At 62.2% G+C, this 26,818-nt stretch carries 24 protein-coding genes; 12 read left to right on the top strand and 12 right to left on the bottom strand.

Annotated features, from left to right (window positions below):
- Nucleotides 1-59: 59 nt before the first annotated feature.
- From grpE to BM160_RS09805, 5 genes are all read right to left on the bottom strand, one after another.
- Nucleotides 60-620, bottom strand: coding sequence for a nucleotide exchange factor GrpE (grpE, locus tag BM160_RS09825; protein WP_092004237.1), 561 nt, complete (start codon nt 618-620; stop codon nt 60-62).
- 237 nt (nt 621-857) lie between these two features.
- Nucleotides 858-1,181: a winged helix-turn-helix transcriptional regulator gene (locus BM160_RS09820; protein WP_092004235.1), complete on the bottom strand. Its 324-nt coding sequence runs from the start codon at nt 1,179-1,181 to the stop codon at nt 858-860.
- A 224-nt stretch (nt 1,182-1,405) separates the two neighbouring features.
- A complete protein-coding gene (locus BM160_RS09815) occupies nt 1,406-2,473 on the bottom strand; it encodes a Gfo/Idh/MocA family protein (RefSeq protein WP_092004232.1) in 1,068 nt (355 codons plus the stop codon).
- Nucleotides 2,470-3,450 carry a Bug family tripartite tricarboxylate transporter substrate binding protein gene (locus tag BM160_RS09810; RefSeq protein ID WP_092004228.1) on the bottom strand — a complete coding sequence of 327 codons (981 nt, stop codon included), beginning with the start codon at nt 3,448-3,450 and terminating at the stop codon, nt 2,470-2,472. The genes BM160_RS09815 and BM160_RS09810 overlap by 4 nt, the downstream gene beginning before the upstream one ends.
- Nucleotides 3,451-3,740: 290 nt before the next feature.
- Entirely contained in the window at nt 3,741-4,556 is an 816-nt protein-coding gene (locus tag BM160_RS09805) for a FadR/GntR family transcriptional regulator (RefSeq protein ID WP_255368795.1), read from the bottom strand.
- Nucleotides 4,557-4,699: 143 nt separating this feature from the next.
- On the opposite strand from BM160_RS09805, the gene BM160_RS09800 reads away from it, so the two are divergent.
- The 10 genes from BM160_RS09800 (at nt 4,700) to BM160_RS09755 (ending at nt 14,989) form a co-directional block, all read left to right on the top strand.
- The gene (locus tag BM160_RS09800) at nt 4,700-5,509 is read left to right on the top strand and encodes an NAD-dependent epimerase/dehydratase family protein (protein ID WP_092004586.1); all 810 of its coding nucleotides are present in this window, start codon (nt 4,700-4,702) and stop codon (nt 5,507-5,509) included.
- 5 nt (nt 5,510-5,514) lie between these two features.
- Nucleotides 5,515-6,420: an SMP-30/gluconolactonase/LRE family protein gene (locus BM160_RS09795; protein WP_369821766.1), complete on the top strand. Its 906-nt coding sequence runs from the start codon at nt 5,515-5,517 to the stop codon at nt 6,418-6,420.
- Nucleotides 6,421-6,461: 41 nt separating this feature from the next.
- The gene (locus BM160_RS09790) at nt 6,462-7,433 is read left to right on the top strand and encodes a TRAP transporter substrate-binding protein (RefSeq protein WP_092004225.1); all 972 of its coding nucleotides are present in this window, start codon (nt 6,462-6,464) and stop codon (nt 7,431-7,433) included.
- 101 nt (nt 7,434-7,534) lie between these two features.
- Nucleotides 7,535-8,023, top strand: coding sequence for a TRAP transporter small permease (locus BM160_RS09785; RefSeq protein WP_092004223.1), 489 nt, complete (start codon nt 7,535-7,537; stop codon nt 8,021-8,023).
- Entirely contained in the window at nt 8,014-9,303 is a 1,290-nt protein-coding gene (locus tag BM160_RS09780; RefSeq protein WP_092004221.1) for a TRAP transporter large permease, read from the top strand. The genes BM160_RS09785 and BM160_RS09780 overlap by 10 nt, the downstream gene beginning before the upstream one ends.
- A gap of 31 nt (nt 9,304-9,334) precedes the next feature.
- On the top strand, nt 9,335-10,909 hold the full coding sequence (garD, locus tag BM160_RS09775; protein ID WP_092004218.1) for a galactarate dehydratase: 1,575 nt from the start codon (nt 9,335-9,337) through the stop codon (nt 10,907-10,909).
- A gap of 85 nt (nt 10,910-10,994) precedes the next feature.
- A complete protein-coding gene (garL, locus tag BM160_RS09770; RefSeq protein ID WP_092004215.1) occupies nt 10,995-11,777 on the top strand; it encodes a 2-dehydro-3-deoxyglucarate aldolase in 783 nt (260 codons plus the stop codon).
- A 39-nt stretch (nt 11,778-11,816) separates the two neighbouring features.
- A complete protein-coding gene (glxR, locus tag BM160_RS09765) occupies nt 11,817-12,698 on the top strand; it encodes a 2-hydroxy-3-oxopropionate reductase (RefSeq protein WP_092004213.1) in 882 nt (293 codons plus the stop codon).
- Nucleotides 12,699-12,747: 49 nt separating this feature from the next.
- A complete protein-coding gene (locus BM160_RS09760) occupies nt 12,748-13,716 on the top strand; it encodes a Bug family tripartite tricarboxylate transporter substrate binding protein (protein WP_092004210.1) in 969 nt (322 codons plus the stop codon).
- 166 nt (nt 13,717-13,882) lie between these two features.
- Entirely contained in the window at nt 13,883-14,989 is a 1,107-nt protein-coding gene (locus BM160_RS09755) for an aldose epimerase family protein (RefSeq protein ID WP_092004207.1), read from the top strand.
- Here the strand turns inward: BM160_RS09755 and BM160_RS09750 are convergent.
- From BM160_RS09750 to dnaG, 5 genes are all read right to left on the bottom strand, one after another.
- Nucleotides 14,970-16,028 (bottom strand): threonine aldolase family protein, encoded by a 1,059-nt coding sequence (locus BM160_RS09750; RefSeq protein WP_092004203.1) that lies wholly within the window; start codon nt 16,026-16,028, stop codon nt 14,970-14,972. The genes BM160_RS09755 and BM160_RS09750 overlap by 20 nt on opposite strands.
- Complete coding sequence (locus tag BM160_RS09745) at nt 16,028-17,005, bottom strand: Bug family tripartite tricarboxylate transporter substrate binding protein (RefSeq protein ID WP_092004200.1); 978 nt, start codon at nt 17,003-17,005, stop codon at nt 16,028-16,030. Before BM160_RS09745 ends, BM160_RS09750 begins: the two co-directional genes overlap by 1 nt.
- 79 nt (nt 17,006-17,084) lie before the next feature.
- Nucleotides 17,085-17,753, bottom strand: coding sequence for a GntR family transcriptional regulator (locus tag BM160_RS09740; RefSeq protein WP_092004198.1), 669 nt, complete (start codon nt 17,751-17,753; stop codon nt 17,085-17,087).
- A gap of 149 nt (nt 17,754-17,902) precedes the next feature.
- The gene (gene rpoD / locus BM160_RS09735; protein WP_092004194.1) at nt 17,903-20,398 is read right to left on the bottom strand and encodes an RNA polymerase sigma factor RpoD; all 2,496 of its coding nucleotides are present in this window, start codon (nt 20,396-20,398) and stop codon (nt 17,903-17,905) included.
- Nucleotides 20,399-20,742: 344 nt separating this feature from the next.
- On the bottom strand, nt 20,743-22,782 hold the full coding sequence (dnaG, locus tag BM160_RS09730; protein ID WP_092004191.1) for a DNA primase: 2,040 nt from the start codon (nt 22,780-22,782) through the stop codon (nt 20,743-20,745).
- A gap of 89 nt (nt 22,783-22,871) precedes the next feature.
- Between dnaG and BM160_RS09725 the strand changes: the two genes are divergently transcribed.
- Together BM160_RS09725 and BM160_RS09720 are read left to right on the top strand one after the other, a co-directional pair.
- The gene (locus BM160_RS09725; RefSeq protein WP_092004189.1) at nt 22,872-24,518 is read left to right on the top strand and encodes an acyl-CoA synthetase; all 1,647 of its coding nucleotides are present in this window, start codon (nt 22,872-22,874) and stop codon (nt 24,516-24,518) included.
- 98 nt (nt 24,519-24,616) lie between these two features.
- Nucleotides 24,617-25,513, top strand: coding sequence for a YihY/virulence factor BrkB family protein (locus BM160_RS09720; RefSeq protein WP_092004186.1), 897 nt, complete (start codon nt 24,617-24,619; stop codon nt 25,511-25,513).
- Between the two features lie 72 nt (nt 25,514-25,585).
- On the opposite strand, the gene BM160_RS09715 is transcribed toward BM160_RS09720, so the two are convergent.
- Nucleotides 25,586-26,230 carry a dihydrofolate reductase family protein gene (locus tag BM160_RS09715; protein WP_092004183.1) on the bottom strand — a complete coding sequence of 215 codons (645 nt, stop codon included), beginning with the start codon at nt 26,228-26,230 and terminating at the stop codon, nt 25,586-25,588.
- Nucleotides 26,231-26,471: 241 nt separating this feature from the next.
- Nucleotides 26,472-26,818 (bottom strand): transposase (locus tag BM160_RS09710; RefSeq protein WP_143093211.1); only part of this gene is annotated, 347 nt, incomplete at its 5' end.

Here is a 26,818-nt window from a genome sequence, read left to right as displayed (position 1 = left end):
TTGATGACTTGTGGATAAGTTACGTGACTTCAAGTACCACAAGCTCGGTTTTTTTACATTTATTTAGGCGCTGCAACGGTGACCAGTGCGGGGCGCAGCACGCGATCCGCGATCAAATAGCCTTTTTGCAGCACGTTGACGACGGTGTTGGCCTCTTGCTCAGACGGCACCATGCTGATGGCCTGATGCAGGTGCGGGTCAAACCTGGCGGCGTCTATAGGGTTGATTTCGACCACTTTGTTGCGCTCCAAGGCGCTTTTGAGCTGCTTGAGCGTGGCTTCCGAGCCTTCACGGATATGTTCCAGGGTGGCGTCCTTGATGGCCAGCCCGGCTTCCAGGCTGTCCAGCACGGGCAGCAGGCTGTCGGCAAAGCCTTCCACGGCGAACTTGCGCGCCTTGGCGATTTCGTCCTCGGCGCGGCGACGGGCATTTTCGGCCTCAGCCTTGGCGCGCAGATAGCTGTCGGCCAAATCGGTATTTTTGGCTTGCAGCGTAGCGATTTCGGCTTGTGCCACGGTCAATGCGTCAAACTCGTTGGCCGCCTGGGCAGCTTCCAGCTCCTCGGGGCTAGGTGCTCCGCTAAGTGGTTGATTTTGCTCAGTTTGTTTGTTTTCAGACATGCTAAAAGTGGATAATTTAAACGACTAAGTTCAGTAGCTGGGGATGGCAAATCCCTTTTCAAGACAAGGGATTCGAGCTCTGGGGAATTTAGCTGGCGGACTGCTGGACCAAGGGTGGTGAAACAGCGCGGCAGCCATCATGGCCGAAAAGTGCTGGTGCCCGGCGAGCGGGCTGCAGCTTTGTCGGGGCTCAAAAAAACAGGCACTAGGCCTGTTGATGGGCTGGGGCGCCTAAAGTTACTTTGGAGTGACCACGCTGGCTTTGGCTTGGCTGACGGCCCATTTTCCGGCAAAGGCTTGCAGGTCGTTCAGGCGCTTGAGCAGGTCTTCACCCAACGGGGTCAAGATGTAACCATTGCTGCCGTGGTTGAGCAGGTCAGCGGCGCGCAATTCCTTGATACGCGTGTTCAGGGTATTGGGGGTGATGCTGCCAATGCTGTCTTGCAGGAGGCGAAAAGTCTGGGGGTGGCCGTCTTTCAATGCCCACAGCACGCGCAGTGCGTAGCGTGATTCCAGCAGTTCGAGCAACTGGCTTACGGCTGCATTTTCTTTGGCACTCATTGGGTCATCTCCTCTGGTCAATCGGGTCACATGGGGTTCGCTGTTTGCCAGTTGACAAAAAGCTTGTCCCAAATATAACGCAAAATCCATTTTGCTACGAGTTTTATAGCTAATAGTGCCCGCACTGTTTGGATCAGCGGGTTAAAAGCCTTGAGAAAACGAAATGCAGGCGGCTTCAAAAAGAGTCGCAAGGAAGGCGGTCGATGCGCTCGCTCCGGCCTGCTTTACATCACCGGAATCAGCGCTGCGGGGTGCAAGGAAATGGTGCTGCAGGTGGCCGAGGAGGCCATGATGGCTTCTATCAGCTGCTGCACGCCAAGTGCCGAGCGCCCGGTAATGGCAGGCGGCGTACCGTTTTGCAGGGCACGTATGAAGTCCTGCAGCACGGCCCGGTGGGCGCCGTGGTCAAAACCCATGGGATTGGCGCCGCCACCCGAGGCTTGAGGGGCTCCCAGTGTCACGCTCTTGCCCGAGGCCAATGTGGCCCGCAGTTCGCCAGCTTCCAGTGTTGCCGTGCCTGCAGTGCCATTGAGCTCGATGCGCTCGGGGAAACCGGGGTAGGCCGCGGTCGTGGCCTGCACTACCGCCACGGCACCGTTGGCGTAGTGCAGCAGTGCCGCCGCCGTGTCCTCGCCTTCCATGCGGTGTACGGGGCTGGTGCTGGCCAGCGCGGTCACACGCTCGGGCATGCCGGTGAGACTAAGCAGCAAATCCAGGGTGTGTATGGCTTGCGTGATCAGCACGCCGCCGCCGTCCCGGGCCAAGGTGCCGCGTCCGGGCTCGTCGTAATAGCTTTGCGGTCGCCACCAGCGCACCGAGGCCGAGGCGCTGACCAACTGGCCCAACTCGCCGCTGCCCAGCAAGGCTTTTAGGCCCAGTGCCGCCTCGCGCAAGCGGTGTTGCAGCATGACAGCCAGGGTGACGCCCATTTCCTCGCAGACCTCGACCAGCGCATTGGCACGGTTCAGGTCAATTTCCAGCGGTTTTTCCACCAGCACATGTTTGCCGGCACGGGCCGCGCGTTGCACGATGTCCAGGTGGGTGTTAGCCGGTGTCAGCACCAGCACGGCCTGCACGCTGGCATCTTCCAGAATGTCTTCCAGGCGTGTGGTTTTGTGGGCGCCCATGGGCACGCGCACACCGGCCAGGCGTTCGGCATGTCGGCCATAGACCCAGACCAGCTCGGCTTCGCCGGCAAGATCTTCCAGGCTCTGGAGATGCGGCGCCGAGCCGAGGCCGGCGCCAATCACGGCCAGGCGCAGCCGTGGGGGAGGGGTGGATGGCATGTTCATTCGAGCTTGACGTTGGCGGCCTTGATGACTTGGGCCCATTTTTCGACTTCGGCTTTCTGGAAGGCCGCGAACTGGTCCATGGCCATGGTGGATGGCTGCATGCCCAGCGTTATCAAGCGCTCCTGCATCTCGGACTGCTGCAAGATTTTCACGATCTCGGTGTGCAGCCTGTCAACCAGGGGCTTGGGGGTGCCGGCGGGCGCAAAAATGGCCTGCCACGACAGGACTTCAAAACCGGGCACGCCAGACTCGGCCACCGTGGGCACGTTGGGCAGCGACTCCAGCCGTTTGGCGGAGGTGACGGCCAGGGCGCGCACCTTGCCGCTCTGAATGTGGGGGCCGGCCACCACAGTGGTGTCAAACATCATGTCGACCTGGCCGCCTATCACGTCCTGAATCGCCGGGCCGCTGCCCTTGTAGGGCACATGGATGAACTGCGTGCCCGACTTGAAGCCCAGCAGTTCCAGCGCCAGGTGCTGCGAGGTGCCGCTGCCGGCCGATGCCGATGAAATGGTTTTGGGCTTGGCCTTGGCGGCCGCCAGCACGTCCTGCAAGGTTTTGTAGGGGCTGTTTTGGCCGACGATCAGCACCACCGGGTTGGTGCCTATCAGCGCTACCGGGGTGAAGGACTTGATCGGGTCATAGCCAATCTTGGGGTAGAGGCTGATATTGATGGCGTGCGAACTGACGGTGCCGCCCAGCAGGGTGTAGCCATCAGCGGGCGCGCGTGAGGCGAGTTCTGAGCCAATGCTGCCACCGGCGCCGCCCCGGTTGTCGACCAGGATGGTGGTGCCCAGCACCGGGCCCAGCTTTTGGCCGATCAGCCGTCCCAGGATGTCGGTGGTGCCGCCGGCCGGGAAGGGGACGATGTAGGTCAAGGGCTTGCTGGGCCATTTATCCTGTGCCCAGCCTGGAAGGGCTAGCGCGCCGGCAATGGCAGAGGCGACGGTCGAGCGAACAAGGGTACGGCGTTGCATGTTGTCTCCAGTTGTTATATGTGCGTGTGGATCAAGCTCAGCGCACCCTGCAGGGCATCTTGTTGTTGAATTTCCAGCCTGGTATCCGTTTTGCTCGATGGCCGCCGCTCAGCTTGAGTCGTATGCGGCCCTGTCCGGCCGCGGGAATCACCCTGACCTGGGTGATGGGGCTTTGGGTGGGCGCGGGCCGGAAGCGTGGAAGGCAGACTAGCAAGTTGTACAGGCGGTTGGTGATTTATTTATCAGTTATCGTATAACTTGTACCGGCGAATAGGCAACGGGGTTTCCCATCAGGCGGGACTGTTTTTTGCGTTTTCCGGTGGCTGCATGGTGTGCGCATTGTTGCCTCGGCGCAGGCGCTCGCGGCTGTTGGACAAGTGGGTGCGCATGGCTGCGCGCGCAGCCTCGGCATCCTGGTTGCGGATGGCGCTGTAAATGCTCTCGTGCTCGCCATTGACGCGCTGCAGGTAATTGAGCCGGCCTTCTGGCGCGCTCACCGCCGTGTTCACGCGGGTGCGCGGAATGATCATGGTGCCCAGGTAGGTCATAAGGTCGGCAAAGTGCCGATTGCCGGTGGCGCGGGCGACTTCCATGTGGAACTGAAAGTCGGGTGGCACCGCGTCGGAATCCAGGTTGATGGAGTCGTGAAAGGCGCGCAGTGCGCTCTCCATGGCCTGCAGGTTTTCCGGCGTTCTCCTCTGGGCGGCCAGACCGGCGGCCTCGGTTTCCAGGCTGATGCGCAACTCCAGCACCGAGATGACATCGGCCACGGTGGCGAAGTCTTCGGCGCTGATCTTGAAGTTGCCGGACTCTTGCGGCGGCAATACGAAAGTGCCAATGCCGTGGCGGGTTTCCACCAGGCCGGAGGCCTGGAGCCGGGACAGCGACTCACGCACCACGGTGCGGCTGACCTCAAACCTGGCCATGATTTCTGACTCGGTGGGCAGCTTGTCGCCGGGCTGCAACTGGCCTTCACGAATGCTGCTGGCCAGACCTTCGACGATTTCACTGACCAGTCCGCGGGGTCGGCGCGCGCGCAGGGGTACCGTCTGGGGCGAGGTGAACTCACCGGCGTCGGCGGGGCTAGGGGTTTTCCTTGGGTCCATTAAAAATTCATTGACAAGTAAAAGGGTGGACTTGAGAATTCTTCGTCATCAGACAACTTATGACTGATGTGTTGGTGGCTTGACTTTAACAAACCACAAAAAAAAGTCCAGTGTTTGCCATGGCACGGACCGAGAAACAAAAAATGACGATCAAAGTTCATGAAAAACTCCTGTTGACGGGTGCTGCGGGCGGTTTGGGCAAGGCTCTGCGCGAGCGCCTGAAGGCCAACTGCACGGTGCTGCGCTTGTCCGATGTGCAAGCCTTTGGCGAGGCTGCGGCCGGGGAAGAGGTGGTGCTGGCCGACCTGGCGGATGCCGCGGCCGTCAACCAGATGGTGGCGGGCGTGAACGCCATCGTTCACCTGGGCGGCATGTCGGTGGAAGGGCCGTTCGGCCCCATCTTGCAGGCCAACATCATTGGCGCCTACAACCTCTATGAGGCGGCGCGCAAGCATGGCGTGAAGCGCGTGGTGTTCGCCAGCTCCAACCATGTGACCGGCTTTTACCGCCAGGGTGAAACCATCACCGCCGATCACCCGGCGCGGCCCGACGGCCTTTATGGCCTGAGCAAAGCCTTTGGCGAAGACCTGTCGCGCTTTTACTTTGACCGCTACGGCATAGAAACCGCCTGCGTGCGCATAGGCTCTTCGTTTGCCGCGCCCAAGGACAGGCGCATGCTCGCCACCTGGCTGAGCTTTGACGACTTGCATCGCCTGATCACGGCCTGCCTGACCACGCCGGTGCTGGGTCACAGCATCATCTTCGGCATGTCCGACAACGCCGTCACCTGGTGGGACAACAGCCGCGCCCGTCATGTGGGCTATCGGCCGCAGGACAGCTCGGACATCTTCCGTGAAGCGGTGTATGCACGCACGCCGCCGCCCGATTTGACCGACCCGGTGGCCCAGTACCAGGGCGGTGGTTTTGTTGTCGCCGGCCCTTTTGCTGAATGAGCATCATGAGCATCATGAGCGAAATTCAGGTCGAACTGGTTCTGGATGCCCGCAATGCCACCGGTGAAAGCCCGGTCTGGCATGGCGCGGAGCAAGCGCTGTATTGGGTGGATATTCCGGCGCGCCAGCTGTGTCGCTGGAGCCCGGCCACGGGGCAGCACAGCAGCTGGCTGGCCTCTGAAATGCTGGCCTGCGTCGCGCCGCTGGGCGCTACGCAGGACTGGGTCGCCGGCACCGAAAGCGGTGTGTTCCAGTTGACACCGCAAAGCGACGGCCAGTTGGGCTTCAAGCGCCTGGCTGGCGTCAGCCACGCCATGGCGGGCATGCGTTTCAACGATGGCCGCTGCGACCGCCAGGGCCGCTTCCTGGCCGGCACCATGTTAATGAATATGGCCGCTGGTGCCCGTGTGGGTTGCGTCTATAGCTATCAAAACGGTAGTGAGTTGCGCCAGCTGCTGGACGGCTTTATCACCCCCAACGGCATGGCTTTCAGCCCGGATGGCCGCACCATGTACCTCTCGGACTCGCACCCTTCGGTGCAGTCGGTCTGGGCCTTTGACTACGACATTGAAACCGGAACGCCGTCCAATCGCCGGCTCTTCATAGATATGAATCCGCTACCTGGTCGCCCTGATGGCGCGGCCGTGGACGCCGACGGTTGCTACTGGATTTGCGGCAATGACGCCGGTCTGGTGCATCGCTTCACGCCTGACGGCAAGCTGGACCGCTCGCTGAGCGTGCCGGTGAAGAAGCCGGCCATGTGTGCCTTTGGCGGCGCCGGCCTGGACACCCTGTTCGTGACGTCGATTCGCCCGGACGGGGTCGACTTATCTGACCAGCCGCTGGCCGGCGGTGTGTTTGCGCTGCGCCCCGGCGTGCGTGGGCTGCCTGAGGCGGCGTGCCTGACATAAAAAGAGTTCATTAGTAATTCCACCACCACTTAGAGGATGACATGAAGATTCAAAAAACACTGCTCGCCGTCACTGCCGCCCTGGCAATGGCGCCATTGGCCGGTTTCGCCGCCGACTTCCGTTCCGCCGACATCCACAACGCCGACGACTATCCGACCGTGGTCGCCGTCAAATACATGAGCGAGGTGATGGACAAAAAGAGCGGCGGCAAATACAAGATCAAGGTCTTTAACAAGGGCGCGCTCGGCACCGAGAAGGAAACGATCGACCAGGTGAAGATAGGTGCGCTGGATTTCACGCGTGTGAACATCAGCCCGATGAACGCGATCTGCCAGAAGACGCAGGTCCCGACCATGCCCTTCCTGTTCCACTCGGTTGAGCACATGCGCAAGTCGCTGGACGGCCCGGCCGGCGAGGAGATACTGAAGAGCTGCGAGTCTGCCGGCTTCATCGGCCTGGCTTTTTACGACAGCGGCGCGCGCTCAATCTACGCCAAGAAGCCGATCAAGACCGTGGCCGACGTGAAGGGCATGAAGATTCGCGTCCAGCAGTCAGACCTGTGGGTGGCCCTGATTGCCGCTATGGGCGGCAACGCAACGCCCATGCCCTACGGCGAGGTTTATACGGGCCTGAAGACCGGTCTGATCGACGCCGCCGAGAACAACATCCCCTCGTTCGATACGTCCAAGCACTATGAGGCCGTGAAGTTCTATTCCAAGACCGAACACTCGATGGCGCCTGAAATGCTGCTGATGTCCAAGGTGGTATGGGACAAGCTGCCCAAGGCTGACCAAGAGATGATCCGCAGCGCGGCCAAGGAGTCAGTTGCAGTCCAGCGCAAGAAGTGGGATGAGCAGGAAGGCAAGTCGCTGGCCGTGGTCAAGGCTGGCGGTGCCCAGATCGTTGAGGTTGACAAGGCTTCATTCCAGTCGGTGATGGGTCCGGTCTATGACAAGTTCATGAGCACGCCCGATCTGAAACGCCTGGTCAAGACCATTCAGGATACCAAGTAAGCATTAGCTGGAAAGCCCTCACCCTCGCCTGAAAGGGCCGGGGGTGAGAGGCGCTTCACCCGCTGGCGCGAGCGTTGCGGCAAGGCAAGCAGAGAAATAATATGTATACAAAATTTTGCGCGATGCTGTCCAAGCTCAGCCTGTTCCTGGCCGTGATCGGACTGATTGCGATCGTCCTGTGCGTTCAATGGCAAGTCATTGGGCGCTACGTTTTGAACGACACGCCGACCTGGGCCGAAAATCTGGCGCTGCTGCTGGTGCTGTTCGTCACGGCTTTCGGCCTGGCGGTCGGTGTGCGCGACGCCGGCCACATCGGCCTGGAGTCCCTGGTCGTACTGCTGCCCGAAAAATGGCAGCACCGCATTGAAATCCTGATCCATGTGCTGGTGGGCCTCTTCGGCGTACTGATGGTGCAGGGCGGCTGGTTGTGGATGGTCGCCAAGTGGGACGAAAAAAAACCCATGATGCCCGTCCCCGACGGCATCGATTACCTGCCGCTGGTGATTGCCGGCGTGCTGATCGTGCTGTTTTCGATTGAACATATCATCGCGCTGCTGCGCGGCCAAACAGTGGAGCCCGCATGGAACTGACCGTACTCGCCCTGAGCTTCACGCTCTTGCTGATCATTGGCGTGCCGGTTGCGTTTGCGATTGGCCTGTCGTCGGTGGCCACTATCGTCGCCGCCGGTCTGCCGGTCGCCGTGGTGTTCCAGAAGATGGTCGGCGGCATGCAGGTGTTCTCCTTCCTGGCCATCCCGTTTTTCGTTTTTGCTGGCGAGTTGATGCTCTACGGCGGCATTGCCGAGCGCATCGTGCGTTTTGCCAACAGCCTGGTCGGCCACGTGCGTGGCGGCCTGGGCATGAGCAACGTGATCGGCTGCACGCTGTTCGGTGGCGTCGCCGGTTCCCCGCTGGCTGACGTGTCGGCCATGGGCTCGGTGATGATCCCGCTGATGAAGAAAGAGGGCTACGACGCCGACTACGCGGTCAACGTCACCACCCACGCCGCACTGGTTGGGGCGATCATGCCGACCTCGCACAACATGATCATCTTCACGCTGGCCACCTCGGGCATTGCCTCGGTCAGCGTGCTGAGCCTGATTCTTGCGGGTCTGGTGCCGGCGATCATTCTGACCTTGTGCAACCTCGGTGCGGCTTACTACGTGGCGGTCAAACGCGGTTATCCGACCCATGGCTCGTTTCCCGGCTGGCGGGAAGTGTTGCGCGCCTTCGGCGCCGCATTGCCGGGTCTGCTGGTGGTGGTGATCATCCTGGTCGGCATCTTGTCGGGGGCGTTCACAGCCACCGAGTCGGCGTCGATTGCCGTGGCCTGGGCGCTGGCGATCACGGTGTTCGTCTACAAGACGCTGACGTGGGAGAACTTCCTCAAGGCTTGCGCCAAGGCCTGCAAGACCACCGGGGTGGTGTTGCTGTTGATCGGCATCTCGTCCGCCTTCGGCTACTTCATGGCGCTGTACGAGGTGCCGCAGCTGACCGGCGAGCTGATGAAGTCGGTGAGCAGCGAGCCCTGGGTCATCTTCCTGATGATCAACGTGCTGTTGTTCATCCTCGGCACCTTCCTCGACATGGCGGCAACCATACTGATCTGCACGCCCATCTTCATGCCGATTGCGATGCAATTCGGCATGGACCCGGTGCAGTTCGGCATCGTGATGCTGATCAACTGCGCACTGGGCCTGAACACGCCGCCGGTCGGATCGGTGCAGTTCGTGGGCTGTGCGATTGGGGAGATATCTGTGGGCCAGGTGATGCGCTCAATCTTGCCGTTTTACAGCGCACTGGGTGTTTGCCTGTTGCTCGTGACTTACGTGCCGGCGTTCTCGCTCTGGTTGCCGTCTCTGTACAAGTGAGCCTGCGATATCGCATTAAGAGAACTGAGCCATGACCGATCCCCTCTACATCCGCATGCACCCGGCCGACAACGTGGCCATCGTCGCTAACGACGGGGGCTTGGCGCCTGGCGCCAGGTTTGCCGACGGCCTGACCTTGTGTGACCGTGTGCCCCAGGGGCACAAGGTGGCGCTGGTCGATCTGCCCATGGGCAGTGCGGTGCTGCGCTACAACGTGCCTATCGGTTACGCGCTCAAAGACATCCCGGCTGGCAGCTGGGTGCATGAACGCCTGCTGGAGATGCCGGCCGCACGCGGGTTGGAGGGTTTACCTATCTCGACGCTGCGGGCCGAGCGCTTGCCGCCGCTGGAGGGCTACACCTTCGAGGGCTATCGCAATGCCGACGGCTCGGTCGGCAGCCGTAACATCCTGGCCATCACCACCACGGTGCAGTGTGTGGCCGGCGTGGTGGAATTTGCCGTCAAACGGATCAAGGAAGAGCTGCTGCCGCGTTTTCCCAACGTGGATGACGTGGTGGGCCTGGAGCACAGCTACGGCTGTGGCGTGGCCATAGACGCGCCCGACGCCATCATTCCGATTCGAACCTTGCGCAACATCACGCTCAACCCCAATTTTGGTGGTGAAGTGATGGTGGTCAGCCTGGGCTGCGAAAAGTTGCAGCCCGAGCGCCTGCTGCCGCCAGGAACGATCCAGATCGTGGATGAACGCAGTGTGGCCGATGTGGGCATCAGTGCCGATGCCGCACTGGACGTGGTGTGCCTGCAGTCGGAACACCATATCGGTTTCATGTCCATGATCGACTCCATCATGCAGGCGGCGGTTCTGCACCTGGAAAAGCTTGATGCACGCCGCCGTGAAACCGTGCCGGCCAGCGAGCTGGTGGTGGGTGTGCAGTGCGGCGGCAGCGATGCTTTTTCTGGCGTCACCGCCAATCCGGCGGTCGGGTTTTGCACCGACTTGCTGGTGCGCGCCGGCGCCAGCGTGATGTTTTCCGAAACCACCGAGGTGCGCGACGGCATAGACCAGCTGACCTCGCGGGCCAGCACGCCGGAAGTGGCCGAGGCCATGATTCGCGAGATGGCCTGGTATGACGCCTATTTGCAAAAAGGCCTGGTGGACCGCAGCGCCAACACCACGCCGGGCAACAAAAAGGGCGGCCTGTCCAACATTGTCGAAAAAGCCATGGGCTCCATCGTCAAGTCGGGCACAGCGCCCATCAGCGGCGTGTTGGCGCCGGGCGAAAAGCTCAGGCAAAAAGGCCTGACCTATGCCGCCACGCCGGCCAGCGATTTCATTTGCGGCACGCTGCAGCTGGCGGCCGGCATGAACCTGCATGTGTTCACCACGGGCCGCGGCACGCCGTACGGCCTGGCCGAAGTGCCGGTGATCAAGGTGGCCACGCGCAGCGACCTGGCAAGGCGCTGGCACGACCTGATGGACATCAACGCCGGCCGGATTGCCGACGGCGAGGCCAGCATAGAAGACGTGGGCTGGGAGCTCTTTCACCTCATGCTGGAAATTGCCAGCGGTCGCAAGAAAACCTGGGCCGAGCACTGGAAGCTGCACAACGCCTTGGTGCTGTTCAATCCGGCACCCATTACCTGAAGCTCGCTTGGTTATCACCCCAAAGCGGCTCGCCACAGACAAGCACAAGCGATACCTTTCCCTCAACACTCAAGAGAGATCATTCATGACACAAGCAAGCCCTTATCAGAGTTTCCCCAATAGTTTCAAGCGCGACCTGCTCGCCGGCAAAAAACTGATCGGCTGCTGGTCCTCGCTGGCCAACGCCATCACCACCGAAGTGCTGGGCGTGGCCGGCTTTGACTGGATCTTGCTGGACGGCGAACACTCGCCCAATGATGTGGGCACCTTCATCCCTCAACTGATGGCGCTCAAGGACAGCCCCAGCGCGCCCTTTGTGCGTCCAACCAGCAACAACGCCGTCGAGATCAAACGCCTGCTCGATGCCGGGTTTTACAACTTCCTGATTCCCTTTGTCGAGAACGCCGACGAAGCCCAGCGCGCCGTCGCCGCCACACGCTATCCGCCGCAAGGCATTCGCGGCGTGTCGGTGTCTCAGCGCAGCAACCGCTATGGCACGGTGCCCGACTACTTCAAGGGCATCAACGAACAGATCTGCATGGCGGTGCAAATTGAAAGCAACGCCGGCGTGGCAGCGGCCCGCGCCATTGCCGAAACCGAAGGCGTGGACTGCATTTTTGTCGGTCCGTCCGATCTCGCAGCCGGCATGGGCCACCTGGGCAATGCCGGCCATCCCGAAGTGCAAAAAGCCATTGCCAACGTCTTTGCCGACGCCAAGGCCTGCGGCAAGGCGAGCGGCATTCTGGCACCGGCAGAGGCCGACGCCAGGCGCTACATGGAGATGGGCGCCACCTTTGTGGCCGTGGGCAGCGATTTAGGGGTATTCCGCGCGGCAACGCAAGCCTTGCGTGACCGCTACTGCGCCTGATGTGCAGCTGGTTTTGAAATTTTTGACTGGAGTTTTTCGATGAGCAAATTGGGTTTTATTGGCCTGGGCATCATGGGCGCGCCTATGGCGGCACAACTGATCAAGGCCGGACACGAGGTTTTCCTGAGCACCCGCAGCAAAGTGCCGGCTGACCTGTTGACGGGTCATGCCAAGGCCTGCGGCTCCGCCCGCGAGGTGGCCGAGCAGGCCGACATCATTTTCATGATGCTGCCCGATACCCCGGACGTGGCCAAGGTGTTGTTTGGCGAGAACGGCGTGAGCTCGGGTTTGAGCCAGGGGAAAACCGTGGTGGACATGAGCTCCATCTCGCCCATGGAGACCAAGGAGTTCGCCCAGACCATCAATGAGCTGGGCTGCGACTACCTGGACGCCCCGGTGTCCGGCGGCGAAGTGGGCGCCAAGGCCGCCAGCCTGACCATCATGGTGGGCGGGCCCGATGCGGCCTTTGAGCGCGTCAAGCCGCTGTTTGAGCTGATGGGTAAAAATATCACGCTGGTTGGCGGCAATGGCGACGGCCAGACCTGCAAGGTCGCCAACCAGATCATCGTGGCGCTGAATATTGCCGCCGTGGGCGAGGCCTTGCTGTTTGCCAGCAAGGCCGGGGCCGACCCCGCCAAGGTGCGCCAGGCGCTGATGGGCGGCTTTGCCGCCTCGCGCATCCTGGAAGTGCATGGCGAGCGCATGATCAAGCGCACCTTCAATCCGGGCTTTCGCATCGGGCTGCACCAGAAGGATTTGAGCCTGGCCCTGAGCGGCGCGCGCAGCCTGGGCGTGGCCTTGCCGCAAACCGCCGGAGCGGCGCAGCTGATGCAGGTCTGCGCTGCCCAAGGCATGCAGGATCTGGACCATTCCGCGCTGGTGCGTGCGCTGGAGCTGATGGCCAACCACAACGTGGCCTGAGAGGCTGCCGTCGGGCGGCCGGTGTATTAACAACGAGACGGAGACAAGCATGGCCATCAATCGACGTGATCTTCTGGGCGCTTCGCTGGCCCTGGGTATGGGCGCTGCCAGTGCGCAGTCACAGAGCTGGCCGGCCAAGCCGATCCGGCTGGTGGTGCCCTATCCACCGGGCGGCTCTTCGGACATCATTGCGCGGGCCATTGCCCAGCCTTTGTCTGAGGCGCTCAAGCAGCCTGTCATCGTCGACAACAAGGCCGGGGCCAATGGCAATCTGGGCGCGGATATCGTTGCCAAGTCAGCGCCAGACGGCTACACGCTGCTGCTTTGCGATACCGGCGCGCTGGCCATCAGTCCTTCGGTCTACACCAAGCTGGCGTTTGATCCCAGCAAGGATTTGCGCGGCATCACCATGCTGGCTTATTCGCCGCATTTGCTGGTGGTCCATCCCTCTGTTCAGGCCAACAACCTGAAGGAATTGGTGGCCTTGTCCAAACGCAGCGAGCTGAATTTTGCCGTCACCGCCATGGGCAGTGCACCCCATCTGGCCGGTGTGGCGGTGGAGCGCGCCAGCGGTGCCAAATGGCAGTTCATTCCCTACAAGGGCGGCTCGCAGGCGGTGACAGACACGATTGCCGGCCAGACCCAGGTCTTGATGAACGGCATGCTGGCGACGCTGCCTTTTGTGCAAAGCGGCAAGCTCAAGATACTGGGCGTTTCCAAGAGCACTCGCATGCCCCTGATTGGCGACGTGCCGACACTGGCCGAACAAGGTCTGGCGGGCTTTGAGTCGGGAACCTGGCAGGGCATTCTGGTGGCCAGCGGCACGCCGGCGGCCATCGTCAACCGCCTCAACGCCGAGCTCATCAAGGTGATACGCCACCCTGACATCCGAGCCAAGCTGGCGGGCCAGGGCGCCGAGGTGGTGACCATGAGTTCAGTCCAGCAGGACGAATTCTTTAACCGCGAACGCAGCCGCTGGGCCAAGGTCGTGGCGCAGGCCGGTATCAAGCTGGATTGACAAAAATACTCCTGATTTGATAGCTGGTAGCGCTCGTCTGCTATGGGCTAGAGGCTTGTTTTGCCACTAATACCGTGCATCGTGCGCTGCGGCACGGTGTAGGCTCTGCGTGAACCCTGGCCCGCCCTGGCAGGCCGCACGTGGATCACAACAAACTTGACTTCCCATGACCGCTAATGCTTTGACTTCTTCCGTCGCCCCGCTGGATCCTGCGCGCTTTGAGCGCGAACTCGATGGCAAACCGGTGCGTCTGTTTACCCTGCGCAATGCCAGCGGCATGGTCGTCGCCATCACCAATTACGGCGCCAAGATAGAACAGATTCTGGTGCCCGACCGGGCCGGGCGTCTGGACGACGTGGTCCTGGGTTATGACAACCTGGAGGGCGCGATAGGCGGATCGCCTTCCATGGGCGCCTTCATCGGACGTTATGCGGGGCGCCTGGGCCATGCCCGTTTTACGCTGGGGGACAGCGAGTACCTGCTGGGAGCCAACAACGGCCAGCACTGCCTGCACGGCGGCTTCAGGGGTTCGCGCATGCGGGTCTTTGATGCGGTTCAGCGCGATGAGTCCAGCGTGGAAATGCGCTATGTGTTTGCCGATGGCGAAGAGGGCTTCCCCGGGACGCTGGCGCTAAGCCTGGTCTACCGTGTGCTCGACAGCAATGAACTGGTGCTTGACTATGAGGCGACGGCCCAGGACAAGCCCGGGGTGGCCAGCTTCACCAGCCACGCTTTTTTCAATCTCAACGGCGAATCCAGCGGCAGCGCCCTGGACCACGAGTTGATGATTGCCGCAGACCACTACCTGGCGATGGATGCCGAGCTGGTGGCTAGCGGCGAGCTGCTGCCGGTAGAAAAAACGCTGTTCGATTTTCGCCAGCCTACGGTCTTGAAGACCCGGGTCGGTGAGGCTGCTGCTGGGGCAGGCGCTCAAACCCTGGATGGCTATGACAGCGCTTACCTGATCCGACGCGAGTCACCCGCCGGCCTGGCGCTGTGCGCTCACGTCAGCGCGCCGCAAAGCGGGCGCGTGATGGAAGTCTGGTCGACCGAGCCCGTCATGCAGTTCTATACCGGCCTGCAGCCGCAAATGAGCCTGCCGGGCGGCCCAGGCAAGAGTGGGCAGGTTTATTTCCAGCAGCAAGGCCTGTGCTTTGAGCCCCAAGGCTATCCGAATGCACCCAATTGCCCGGCCTTTCCCACTGCGCTGATTCAGCCCGGACACAGCCGGGCCGGCAGCACGGTTTACCGCTTCAGCGTGCTGCCCGGCTGAGCTGCGCAAAGGCGGCCAGTGCCGTGGCGATGGCGCTGTCATCGATGTGCCTGTGCGTCACCAGCCGCAACCAGCCGCCGCTGCCGGCGCGCACCAACACGCCCTGCGCGGCCAGCGCCGCTTCCCAGCGCCGGCCCTCGTCCGAGCTGCTGCCGACGCGCACCCGCACGATGTTGGTCTGCGGCAGCTCGGGCCCGCACCAGGAGGCATCCAGCGCGCGCAAACCGGCGTGCAGCGCCTGGGCACGGCGATGATCCTCGACCAACCTCTCGGTCATGCCTTCCAGCGCCACCAAGCCGGCGGCGGCGATGACACCCGCCTGGCGCAGGGTGCCGCCCAGCATGCGGCGTATGCCGCGCGCGCGTTCGATGAAGGCGGTGGGTCCGACCAGCATAGAGCCGACCGGGGCCGACAGTCCCTTGCTGAGGCAAAAGGTCAGCGAATCCGTCGCCGCGGCCAGCGCTGCAGCCGGCACGCCCAGCGCCACTGCGGCGTTGAACAGCCGGGCGCCGTCGGTGTGCACGGGTACGCCGTGGCGATTGGCTATGGCATGAATGGCGGCCATCTCCTGCGCTGTAGACACCGTGCCACCGGCGGCATTGTGGCTGTTTTCCATCACCACCAAGGCCGTGGGGCAGCGCGCCGATGACCGTACATCGATGGCTTCGTCCAGCGCCGCGGCGTCGAGACGCCCGGCGTGTTCCGGCAGGCCGCGGTAATGCAGGCCGGCCAGGGCAGCGCCGCCCCGTTCCGAGTTGAGCAGGTGGCTGGCGGCGCCGGCCAGCACCTCGCCCGGCCCGCGCGCATGCGCCAGCACCGCCACCAGGTTGCCCATGGTGCCGCTGGCAACGAATAGCGCCGCCGGCTTGCCCAGCAGGCTGGCGGTGCTTTCTTCCAGCGCGCGCACCGTCGGGTCGCCCTCCAGTCCATCGTCGCCCAGCGGCGCACTGGCCATGCGCTCGCGCATGGCCGGCGTCGGCAGGGTGACGGTGTCGCTGCGCAGGTCCACCAGCACAGGCGGTGTTTTGGCCAGGCTCATCAGTCGGCCTTGATCTTGGCGTCCTGGATCACGCGGGCCCAGCGCACGCTGTCCGCTTCCATGCGCTGGGTGAACTGGGCCGGTGTGGCGGGCGTGATGTCCACGGCCATGGCGGCAAAGCGCTGCTGCAGGGCCGGAGCGGCCAATGAGTTGCTGAGGGCTTTTTGCAGGGCCGCATTGATCTCGGGTGACAGCTTGGCCGGGCCCAGCAGGCCGAACCAGTGCGTCACGGTCAGGCCTTGCACGCCGCTTTGCTCAAAGGTCGGCACGCCGGGCAGGGTGGACAGGGGGCTGGGACTGCTCACCGCCAGCGCCCGCAGCGTGCCTGAGCGCACATGCGGAATCGCGCCCGGTGCGGTGGCGAAGGTGGCTTCAATCTGGCCGGACACCACATCGCCCATGGCCTGGCCGGAGCCCTTGTAGGGAATGTGCGTGATGTAAAGGCCCAGGCGCTGCTTCATCAGCTCGCCCATCAGGTGGGTGGTCGTGCCATTGCCGCCCGAGGCCAGATTGAGCTTGCCGGGCTTGGCCTTGGCCAGCGCGATGTATTCCTTCAGCGTTTTGGCCGGCAGGTTGGGGTTGGTCACCAGCACCAGCGGGGTGGTGCCGACCAAGCCCAGCGCGCTGAAGTCCTTGATCGGGTCGTAGCGGGTCTTGTAGAGGCTGCCGTTGATGACATGCGGCATGTCGGCCAGCAGCAGGGTATAGCCATCCGGCGCGGCGCGCGCGACCAGTTCCGCGCCCAGCATGGCCGAGGCTCCGGGTTTGTTGTCGACGATGACGGACTGTGCCAGCTCACGCGACAACTCTGTCGCCAGCGCCCGCGCGATGAGGTCGGAACTGCCGCCCGGCGAGTAGGGCACGACGATGCGTATCGGCTGCGCCGGCCAGGCGGCTAGAACCATAACGGGCGCGACGAGTGCGGCAGTGGCAAGCAGACTGGCGCGCAGCAAGGGGCGGCGAGAAAACAGAGGCATGGCATAAGCTTTCAGGTTGAGCGCAGCGCAGTTTTTGCTGCCGCTGCAGGGTGGAGAACACGTTGCGTAAGCGGCTTGTTCAGGGCGCGGTGAGCAGACGCAGCTTGGTCTGCAGCGCGCCGGTCAGGTGATCCCAGGTGCGGCGCTGGGCGGCGTCGGCATCTTGCGCCTCTATCGCCGCATAAATGTGCAAATGCTCGCCAATGGCCTCGGGTACGCGCAGCCGGTCGTAGTGCTCGTTGTGCTGCAGTGCCAAGCCGCTTTGGGCGCGCAGGTTGCGGTACAGCGCCAACAGCCGCTGGTTGCCCGCAGCGCGGAAGATGGCTTCATGGAAATGCCAGCCCAACTTCTGGGCGGCATCGGTGTTGAGCGGCACTGTAGACGCTTGCATTGCCCAGAGTTGCTGGGCGCACTGGCGCAGCTCTTCGCTGGGGCCGCGCTGGGCCGCCAGCACGCTGGCTATGCCTTCCAGTCCCAGCCTGACCTCATGGATTTCACGCAAGTCCTGCAGCGTGAGCTGGCGCACAAAGGTGCCGCGCATGGGAACGATCTCCAGAAAGCCTTCCTGGGCCAGCGTCTTGATGGCTTCGCGCACCGGCGTACGGCCCAGGCCAAGCGCCTCGGACAGGCCGCGTTCGGACACGGCCGAGCCGGCCGCCAGCTGGCGCGACAGGATGCTCTGGCGCACCCTGTCATAGGCAAGGTCCCGTTCCATGGGGGCATCTATCGTCGTATCGTCGTGGCTCATGAGTGGTATACCAGTTGTATGCCACGATTCTACGGCCAGGCCATGGGTCACGCAAGCGGCGCCGGCTGGTGGCACCAAAAAGAAAACCCTGCGCTCCTAAGAGGGCAGGGTTTTGCGGGTGAAGGCTGGCGGCTCCAGGCCGCCGCTCTTTACAGGGTATCGATAAAGCTGCGCAGTTTGTCGCTGCGGCTGGGGTGCTTGAGCTTGCGCAGTGCCTTGGCTTCGATCTGGCGAATGCGTTCACGTGTCACGTCGAACTGCTTGCCGACTTCTTCCAGCGTGTGGTCGGTGCTCATCTCGATACCGAAACGCATGCGCAGCACCTTGGCTTCGCGCGGCGTCAGGCTGTCCAGAATGTCTTTCACCACATCGCGCAGGCCGGCCTGCATGGCGGCTTCCAGCGGTGCCGTGTTGGCGCCGTCTTCGATGAAGTCGCCGAGGTGGGAGTCCTCGTCGTCGCCGATAGGCGTCTCCATGGAGATAGGCTCCTTGGCGATCTTCATGATCTTGCGGATCTTGTCCTCTGGAATCTCCATCTTCTCGGCCAGGATGCTGGCGTCGGGCTCGAAGCCGAACTCCTGCAGGTGCTGGCGCGACAGACGGTTCATCTTGTTGATGGTTTCGATCATGTGCACCGGGATACGGATGGTGCGGGCCTGGTCAGCGATGGAACGCGTGATGGCCTGGCGAATCCACCAGGTGGCGTAGGTCGAGAATTTGTAGCCGCGGCGGTACTCAAACTTGTCCACGGCTTTCATCAGGCCGATGTTGCCTTCCTGGATCAGATCCAGGAATTGCAGGCCGCGGTTGGTGTACTTCTTGGCGATGGAAATCACCAGGCGCAAGTTGGCCTCGATCATTTCCTTCTTGGCGTCGCGCGAGTTGGACTCGCCTTCGTTCATGCGCTTGTTGATGTCCTTGAGGTGACCCAAAGGCACAACGACGCGCGCCTGCAGTTCGCCCAGCTTGGTTTGCAGTTCCTGGATGGGCGGAATGTTGCGCGCCATCACGGCCGACCAGGGCTTGCCGGCGGCAACTTGCTTTTCCACCCATTTCAGGTTCAGCAGATTGGGCGGGAAATCCTTGATGAAGATTTCCTGCGGCATGCGGCATTTTTCGACAATGATTTTGCGCAGTTCACGCTCTTTCTTGCGCACGTCCAGCACCTGGCCGCGCAGCAGGTCGCACAGCTTTTCAATCGTCTTGGCGGTAAAGCGCACCGTCATCAGCTCGTCACTGAGGGCTTTTTGCGTCTTGGCGTAAGTCGGCGTGCCGTAGCCTTCCTTGTCGTAGGTTTTGTGAACCTTTTCGAACAGGACGGCGACCTTGTCGAAGCGGCTCAGCGCTTCTTTCTTCAGCTCTTCGAGTTTCTTGGTCAGGGCCTTGGAGCCGCCCTTGCCGTCGTCGTCGTCGTCTTCGTCGAACTCGTCGAAGTCTTCTTCGGCCACATAGTCATCGGCTTCGTTGGGGTTGGAAAAGCCGTCAACAATGGTCGAGATCACGACCTTGCCTTCGCGAATGTCCTCGGCCAGACGCATGATTTCGGCAATCGTCGCGGGGCTTTCCGAGATCGCTTCCATCATCTTCATGAGGCCGCCCTCGATGCGCTTGGCGATCTCGATTTCGCCTTCGCGGGTCAGCAGCTCGACCGTGCCCATTTCACGCATGTACATGCGGACCGGGTCGGTGGTGCGGCCGAACTCGCTGTCCACGGTGGACAGCGCGGCTTCGGCTTCTTCTTCGGCTTCCTCTTCGGTGGCAACGGTGGCGCCGGTGTTGTTCAGCAACAGGGTTTCGGCGTCAGGCGCCTGCTCGTACACCGCCACGCCCATGTCGTTGAGCATGTTGATGACGACTTCCAGCGTCTCGGCGTCGACCAGCTTGTCGGGCAGGTGATCGGAAATTTCGCCGTGCGTCAGGTAGCCGCGGGTCTTGCCCAGCTTGATCAGGGTTTTCAGGCGCACGCGGCGCTTGAGGATGTCTTCTTCGGACAGGACGGTCTCGTCCAGGCCAAATTCCTTCATCAAGGCGCGTTCCTTGGCCTTGCTGATCTTCATGCGCAGCGGTTTGACCTTTTCGGTCGTCGCTTCTACGGCTGTGGGTTCTTCGGCAAATTCGGCTTCGATGTCCGACATGTCCTCGTCGCCATCGGCCTTGACAGCACTTTTCGGCTTGCGGCCGCGCTTGGCGCCGGTGGTGGCCGGTGCGCCGCCTTCAACAGCCGCTGCCGGGTTCTTCGGCGGGCGGCCAGGTTTCTTTTTGGCGGGCGTGGCGAGCAGTGCGTCTGCGGCAGCCAGAAGCTGGGCTTTGGTCGAGGGTTTGGCAGGCGCGGCGAGCAGCGCGTCTGCGGCGGCTTTTAGCTGGGCTTTGGTACTGATTGGGAGCGACACGGCAGGAACTTTCTTCAAGGGCGTAGCGGATTTCGGAGGCACTTTGCTCGACGCAGCATTTTGGGCGCTGGGTTTAACGGATATGACGGTTTTTCCGGACTTTTCAAGCGCCGCCTGAGGATGGCTGTCTTTGGAAGTTTTTGCCGCCGGTTTTACCGGGGTCTTCACTGGAGGCTTGACTGCTGGCCGTAACAGCGCTTTGGGCGCTGGGGCGGTTTTCGCTTGCTTGGGCTTGTTGGACTTGGCAATCGGCATGAATCCTCCAGGTGGCGGGAAAAAATGAAATATCGATCAGCAACCAGTAAACAAAAATGTGCCTTGCGCCTGACGCCGGTCAGGGCGCAGATGACAAAGATTCAAAGCTCAAAACGAAAGGGGTTTGAAAAAACAAGCCAGACCGTGCCGGGGCACGCGCTGATTTGTCTTTCGGGCAAGCTGTGTGGGCGAACATTTGGGATGCAGTCCTTGCGGGAGTTTGGCCGTCTCTTGTGTGAGTGCCCTGAGGTGTCAGGGGGCCGGTGCCGGAGGTGCTGCTGTCGCGCTTGCCGTGAAAGATTTGGATTATACCATTTTGGGGTCGTTTATACCCGGATCAAGAGCTACTTTTGGGTGCTATTTTCGGCCCGGGATTGCGCCATCAATTCACGCAAACGTTCCAGCACGGCCGGCTCGGTGGGCGCTCTGGCGGCCAGTTCGGAGATTTCACTGTCGCGCTTCATGCGCCTGAGCTGGGTCAGGATGCCGTGGATCTCGCCCCAGTCGGACACCACGCCCTCCAGCATTTGCGCCAGCTGGGCCACGGCGTAATGCTCGTGGGCATGGCCGCGCAGGGCTTCCCGCAGGGCCGCCCAGGGCTGTGGGCCGTGTTCGTGCAACTGGCTTTCCAGCCAGGTGAACAGCGAACCGTGCGGTGCGGGCAGCTCCAGCAGCAGGTGGTGCTCTTCGGTGCTGAGCCGGTCCCAGCTTTGCGGCTCGGTCAGCAGCAGCCTGAGCACACGGTCTTCACGGCTGGCCGGCAGGATGCGGCCGGTCACGCGGCGCGGGGCACGGCTGGCGCCGCTTTTGCTGTTGTCAAACTTGCCGCCGAACTTGCCGAACTTGCCGAATTTGCGCGTCGGTTCGGCGGCCGGCGGCGCGAAGTAGAACTCGGCAGGCTCGGACGAGGCGTAATTGGGGTCTTCGCGCAAATTGGCAGGGTGGTAATCGGGAAATTCAGGAAGCTCCTGGTGAGATCCCGAATCTTTAGGCGTATTTGGCCTGTAGCCCTTGTCTGATGGGCGAGAGTTGCTACTGTTTTTATAGTTTGACTTGCGGCCCTGGGCGCTGGGCTGCCACAGCTGCAGCAGCTCGCGGCTGTCAATCATGACCTGGTCGGCAATCTCGGCCAGCAGCTGCGGCTTGAGCGCGCCTTCGGGCAGCAGGCTCCACAGCGGGCGGGCGTTGCTGGCCATGTGGGCGCGGCCCTCGGCGGTGTCCAGATCGCAACCCTCGGCCGCGGCTTCCAGCATGAATTTGCTCAAGGGCACGGCCTTGCTGACATAAGCGGCAAAGCCCTCCTTGCCGTGTTCGCGGATGTAGCTGTCCGGGTCGTGCTCGGCCGGCAAAAACAAAAATTTGACGGTGCGCACGTCGCTGGCAAAGGGCAGGGCGGCGTCCAGTGCCTTGCGGGCGGCGCGGCGGCCGGCGTTGTCGCCGTCAAAGCTGAAGACCACCGAATCGGTGAAACGGAACAGCTTTTGCACATGCTCGGCGGTGCAGGCCGTGCCCAGCGTGGCGACGGCGTTGGCAAAGCCCAGCTGGGCCAGCGCCACCACGTCCATATAGCCTTCGGTGACCAGCGCGTAGCCGTGCTCGCGCAGGGCGGTGCGGGCTTCAAACAGGCCGTAGAGCTCGCGGCCCTTGCTGAAGACCGGGGTTTCGGGCGAGTTGAGGTATTTGGGCTTTTCGTCACCCAGCACGCGGCCGCCAAAGCCTATGCATTCGCCCTTGACGTTGCGTATGGGGAACATGACCCGGTCGCGAAAGCGGTCATAGCGCTTGGCCTCGCCGGCGGCGTTTTCTTCGCCGGCCTCGCCGGTGATGACCAGGCCGCTTTCCACCAGCAGCGGGTCGTTGTAGTCGGGAAAGACGCTGGCCAGGCTGCGCCAGCCCTCGGGCGCGTAGCCCAGGCCAAAGGTCTTGGCGACTTCGCCGGAGACGCCGCGGCGCTTGAAATAGTCAATGGCGCGCTCGGAGTTGCGCAGGTTGCGTATGTAGGCCAGGCCGGCTTTTTCCAGCACGCTGGTCAGCGTAGCCTGCTGCTCGCGCATTTGCGCGGCCTTGGCGCGGTCTTGCGGCGACACGTCGTCTTCGGGCACTTGCAGGCCGTATTGCTGTGACAGGTCTTTCACCGCCTCGATAAAGGTCATGCCGGCGTGTTCGGTCAGGAATTTGATCGCATCGCCGCTGGCGCCGCAGCCAAAGCAGTGATAGAACTGCTTGGCGGGGCTGACGCTGAAAGAGGGTGATTTTTCGCCGTGAAATGGGCACAGGCCCATGAAATTGGCGCCGCCTTTTTTGAGTTGCACATGGCGGCCAACCACATCCACGATGTCGGTGCGCGCCAACAACTCCTGAATGAATGATGAGGGAATAGCCATGGCTGTATTGTGCCCGCCGCTTGCAAAGGCCTCGTCAATAGAGGGGCTAGGATGGGTGTCATTGCCACTGAAACCCGGAGATACGCAGCATGTCCAGCATTTTTGACCAGGATCTGGCGCCTACCGAGGCGAATTACGCGGCCCTGTCGCCGCTGTCTTTCATTGAACGCACGGCCGAGGTCTATCCGGGCCGGCTTGCCGTGGTCTATGGCGACTTGCGCCGCAACTGGGCCGAAGTGTTCACGCGTTGCCGCCGGCTGGCCAGCGCGCTGCAACAACGCGGCATAGGCAAGGGCGACACCGTGGCCGTGATGCTGCCCAACACCCCGCCCATGGTGGAGGCGCATTTCGGCATCCCGGTCACGGGCGCGGTGCTCAATGCGCTCAATACACGGCTGGACCCCGAAACCATCGCCTTCATGCTGGACCATGGCGAGGCCAAGGTCGTGATCGTCGATCCGGAATTCGCCGGCATCCTGCAAAAAGCGCTGGCGCTGCGCCAGTCCACAGCGCCGCTGTTGGTGATTGACGTAGAAGATGCGCTCTACACCGGCCCGCTGCAGCGCCTGGGCAGCATCACTTATGAAGAGTTTCTGGCCAGCGGCGACGCCGGCTTTGCCTGGCAGCTGCCGGCCAACGAATGGGATGCGATTGCGCTGAACTACACCAGCGGCACCACCGGCAACCCCAAGGGCGTGGTCTACCACCACCGCGGCGCGGCGCTCAATGCCGTTTCCAACATTCTGGAATGGGACATGCCCAAGCACGCCGTCTACCTGTGGACGCTGCCCATGTTTCATTGCAATGGTTGGTGCTTTCCGTGGACGGTGGCGGCGCGTGCCGGCGTCAATGTCTGCCTGCGCCGGGTCGATCCGCAGGCGATTTTTGATGCCATGCGCCAGCACGGCGTCACCCATTATTGCGGCGCACCTATCGTGCATGGCCTGCTGGTCAACGCGCCCGAAAGCATGAAGCACGGCCTGCCCAAAGGTATCAAGGCCATGGTGGCCGGCGCGGCGCCGCCTGCGTCCATGATCGAGGGCATGGAGGCGCTGGGTTTTGAGCTGACCCATGTTTATGGCCTGACCGAGGTCTATGGCCCAGCCACCGTGTGCGCGACGCAGGCCGGCTGGGAGGCGCTGGACGTTGGCGAGCGCGCCCGCCTCAATGCCCGCCAGGGTGTGCGCTACCACCTGGAGAGCGATGTGCGCGTGCTCGATCCGCTGAGCATGAGGCCGGTGCCGCAGGACGGCGAAACCATGGGCGAGATCATGTTCAAGGGCAATATCGCCATGAAGGGCTATCTCAAGAACCCCAAGGCCACCGCCGAGGCCTTTGCCGGGGGCTGGTTCCACTCGGGCGACCTGGCCGTGATGTATCCCGACGGCTACATCAAGATCAAGGACCGCAGCAAGGACATCATCATCTCCGGCGGCGAGAACATCTCTTCCATCGAGGTCGAGGACGTGCTCTATCGCCACCCCGACGTGCTGGCGGCGGCCGTGGTGGCCAAGGCCGACGCCAAGTGGGGCGAAACGCCTTGCGCCTTTGTCGAGCTGAAGGCCGGCGCCAGGTGCACCGAGCAGGACATCGTGGCGCACTGCAAAAAACACCTGGCCGGCTTCAAGGTGCCGCGCGCCGTGGTGTTTGGCGAACTGCCCAAGACCTCGACCGGCAAGATCCAGAAGTTCGAGCTGCGCAAGCTGGCGGGCTCGGCGGCGGCGATTGACGTCTGAGGCGGCGCTGATTTGCTATTGAAAAGATAGCTTTTTTCTCCCGTCCGACAAGAAGTTAAGCAATTTTCCTCACGAATTTTCCCAATTCCGACACGAAGATGATGATTGGAACGCCGGCAGCATATGTACTTAGCCATCCCGGCGCCTTTGCGCTGCGGGTACTGAAGGGCTTTCGCGCCAACCAGGGCCTGCTGCTGGCTGGTGCCGTGGCCTACTATGCCTTGCTGTCGATTGTTCCGCTGCTCATCCTGGTTGCGATTGCGCTGTCGCATGTGATTGATCAGTCGGCGCTGCTCGCGTCATTGGGGCGTTACATCGGCTGGCTGGCACCGGGAGAGTCTGACTTTATTGTCAGTGAGCTGACCAATTTTCTGGCGCATCGGGAAGTCATGGGCTGGGTATTGCTGGGCACCATGCTGTTTTTCAGTTCCCTGGCTTTTACGGTGCTGGAAAACGCAATGTCGGTCATTTTCCTGCACCGCGTGGCGATTCGCCGGCGCCATTTTCTGGTCTCTGCCGTGCTGCCCTACTGTTACATTTTTTGCTTGGGCCTGGGTTTTCTGCTGGTGACGCTGGTGGCTGGAAGCTTTCAGGCCCTGGGCGACAAAAGTGTCGAATTTTTGGGCTGGCGCTGGTCACTCAGCGGATTTTCGGGCGTCCTGCTTTACCTGCTGGGTCTGGCTGGCGAGATCTTCATGCTGACTTCGGTGTATATGGTGATGCCGGTGGGCAAGTTGTCGCTGCGCCGCGCGCTGATTGGCGGCGTGGCGGCGGCGCTGCTCTGGGAGCTGACGCGCCATGTGCTGGTCTGGTACTTTGCCACGCTGTCGCAGGTCGGTGTGGTGTATGGCTCGCTGACTAAGTCCATCGTCGTGTTGTTGAGTCTGGAAATTGCCGCCACGCTGCTGCTGCTGGGGGCGCAGGTCATTTCCGAATACGAACGCATCGGTACAGCCGGGCAAGACGCGCCGCCCAAGCCCATGCAAACCGGTTAGCAGCCTTCAAGGTGCCGCTCACGGCGGTGTTCGCGAACTGCAGAAAAACTCGGTGGCTTCAACGATTCCTTCTCAGGGCCTGGCGAACTTGAGGTGAGTGACCCCGGGCGCGGCCACGGTGCGTACCAGATGAAGGCCGTACAGACTGTCGCCCACGCCATCGAACAGCCGTTCGCCGCTGCCCAGCAGCGTTGGCACCAGATTGATTTCCATCTCGTCCACCAGGCCGGCGGCCAGATACTGCTGCGCGGCATGCGCACCGCCGGCCAGGCAGACGTCCTTGCCGGCGGCGGCATGCCAGGCCTGCTCCAGTGCGCTTTGAATGCCGCTGGTGACGAAGATGAAGCGTGTCCCGCCTTGCATCTCGAGCGGCGCGCGGGCGTGGTGCGTGAGCACGAACACCGGATGATGAAAGGGCGGATTGGCGCCCCACCAGCCCGTCCAGGGCTTGTCGGCGTCCCAGGGCCCGGGGTGGCCGCCAAACATATGGCGCCCCATGATGGTGGCGCCAATGTTGGCGAGCGATTCTTCCACCACCGGGCTGCTTTCATTGCGCTCCCCGCCCTCCAGGCCCAGCAGGGTGCGGAATTCCTTGAGCCGAAAGGCCCATTCGTGCAGCCGTGTGCCGCCCAGGCCGAGCGGGTTTTCCACGCTCTGGCTGGGGCCGGCAACATAGCCGTCGAGTGACATGGAAATTTTGAAGCGCAATCTGGACATGGCTTGATCTCCTGATAAATGAGGCCAGTCACCGCGCCTGGCCGATTGCGGAGAAGTTGGGGATTCCGCAGGAACGAGCTCCCGCTGGCAGGGCTAGCCAAGGACGCTGAAGCGAAGTGTTCATCGTAGGGGCTCAGCATGGCGGCGGCAAGAAAAAGAGCACGCATGCCATGCATGAATGCTCACTTTTCAATAGCTTCTGGCGCTCGTCCATCAAGGGCTGGAGGCCAGTTTTACCTGATTAGCGACTTGCCTCAGACATGCGCAGTATGGTCAGAGGCTGGGGCTTTGTCGTAGCGGCCGCGCGCAGCAGCCTGGGCAGCATGGCCACCAAGTCAAAGCGGCGATTGAAGCGGTAGGCAAACTCAGCCAGGTAGCGCGCGGCGTATCTGGCATGGTCAAAGGAATGGTAAGTGCCGGCCTGGGCGGTCTTGAGGTTGCCCAGCATCGTGTTGACCCAGCGCAGCTGGGGTGTCCTGGCTGCCTGTCGTCCGCCACCCGTCACATGACGCTCATGCGTGGCGCCTACCTGCAAGACTTGAGCAAAGGCCTGCAGGCCATCGGAGACCACATGGGCCGTGGGCGCCA

Source organism: Polaromonas sp. OV174 (assembly GCF_900112285.1).
Classification (GTDB): Bacteria; Pseudomonadota; Gammaproteobacteria; order Burkholderiales; family Burkholderiaceae_C; genus Polaromonas.
This window is presented reverse-complemented; position numbering and strand designations above follow the sequence as displayed.

What these genes read in the sequence shown, in the direction of transcription:
- grpE (WP_092004237.1), bottom strand. Translation starts at nt 620, where the DNA reads ATGTCTGAAAACAAACAAACTGAGCAAAATCAACCACTTAGCGGAGCA.
- BM160_RS09820 (WP_092004235.1), bottom strand. Translation starts at nt 1,181, where the DNA reads ATGAGTGCCAAAGAAAATGCAGCCGTAAGCCAGTTGCTCGAACTGCTG.
- BM160_RS09815 (WP_092004232.1), bottom strand. Translation starts at nt 2,473, where the DNA reads ATGAACATGCCATCCACCCCTCCCCCACGGCTGCGCCTGGCCGTGATT.
- BM160_RS09810 (WP_092004228.1), bottom strand. Translation starts at nt 3,450, where the DNA reads ATGCAACGCCGTACCCTTGTTCGCTCGACCGTCGCCTCTGCCATTGCC.
- BM160_RS09805 (WP_255368795.1), bottom strand. Translation starts at nt 4,556, where the DNA reads ATGGACCCAAGGAAAACCCCTAGCCCCGCCGACGCCGGTGAGTTCACC.
- BM160_RS09800 (WP_092004586.1), top strand. Translation starts at nt 4,700, where the DNA reads ATGACGATCAAAGTTCATGAAAAACTCCTGTTGACGGGTGCTGCGGGC.
- BM160_RS09795 (WP_369821766.1), top strand. Translation starts at nt 5,515, where the DNA reads ATGAGCATCATGAGCGAAATTCAGGTCGAACTGGTTCTGGATGCCCGC.
- BM160_RS09790 (WP_092004225.1), top strand. Translation starts at nt 6,462, where the DNA reads ATGAAGATTCAAAAAACACTGCTCGCCGTCACTGCCGCCCTGGCAATG.
- BM160_RS09785 (WP_092004223.1), top strand. Translation starts at nt 7,535, where the DNA reads ATGTATACAAAATTTTGCGCGATGCTGTCCAAGCTCAGCCTGTTCCTG.
- BM160_RS09780 (WP_092004221.1), top strand. Translation starts at nt 8,014, where the DNA reads ATGGAACTGACCGTACTCGCCCTGAGCTTCACGCTCTTGCTGATCATT.
- garD (WP_092004218.1), top strand. Translation starts at nt 9,335, where the DNA reads ATGACCGATCCCCTCTACATCCGCATGCACCCGGCCGACAACGTGGCC.
- garL (WP_092004215.1), top strand. Translation starts at nt 10,995, where the DNA reads ATGACACAAGCAAGCCCTTATCAGAGTTTCCCCAATAGTTTCAAGCGC.
- glxR (WP_092004213.1), top strand. Translation starts at nt 11,817, where the DNA reads ATGAGCAAATTGGGTTTTATTGGCCTGGGCATCATGGGCGCGCCTATG.
- BM160_RS09760 (WP_092004210.1), top strand. Translation starts at nt 12,748, where the DNA reads ATGGCCATCAATCGACGTGATCTTCTGGGCGCTTCGCTGGCCCTGGGT.
- BM160_RS09755 (WP_092004207.1), top strand. Translation starts at nt 13,883, where the DNA reads ATGACCGCTAATGCTTTGACTTCTTCCGTCGCCCCGCTGGATCCTGCG.
- BM160_RS09750 (WP_092004203.1), bottom strand. Translation starts at nt 16,028, where the DNA reads ATGAGCCTGGCCAAAACACCGCCTGTGCTGGTGGACCTGCGCAGCGAC.
- BM160_RS09745 (WP_092004200.1), bottom strand. Translation starts at nt 17,005, where the DNA reads ATGCCTCTGTTTTCTCGCCGCCCCTTGCTGCGCGCCAGTCTGCTTGCC.
- BM160_RS09740 (WP_092004198.1), bottom strand. Translation starts at nt 17,753, where the DNA reads ATGAGCCACGACGATACGACGATAGATGCCCCCATGGAACGGGACCTT.
- rpoD (WP_092004194.1), bottom strand. Translation starts at nt 20,398, where the DNA reads ATGCCGATTGCCAAGTCCAACAAGCCCAAGCAAGCGAAAACCGCCCCA.
- dnaG (WP_092004191.1), bottom strand. Translation starts at nt 22,782, where the DNA reads ATGGCTATTCCCTCATCATTCATTCAGGAGTTGTTGGCGCGCACCGAC.
- BM160_RS09725 (WP_092004189.1), top strand. Translation starts at nt 22,872, where the DNA reads ATGTCCAGCATTTTTGACCAGGATCTGGCGCCTACCGAGGCGAATTAC.
- BM160_RS09720 (WP_092004186.1), top strand. Translation starts at nt 24,617, where the DNA reads ATGATGATTGGAACGCCGGCAGCATATGTACTTAGCCATCCCGGCGCC.
- BM160_RS09715 (WP_092004183.1), bottom strand. Translation starts at nt 26,230, where the DNA reads ATGTCCAGATTGCGCTTCAAAATTTCCATGTCACTCGACGGCTATGTT.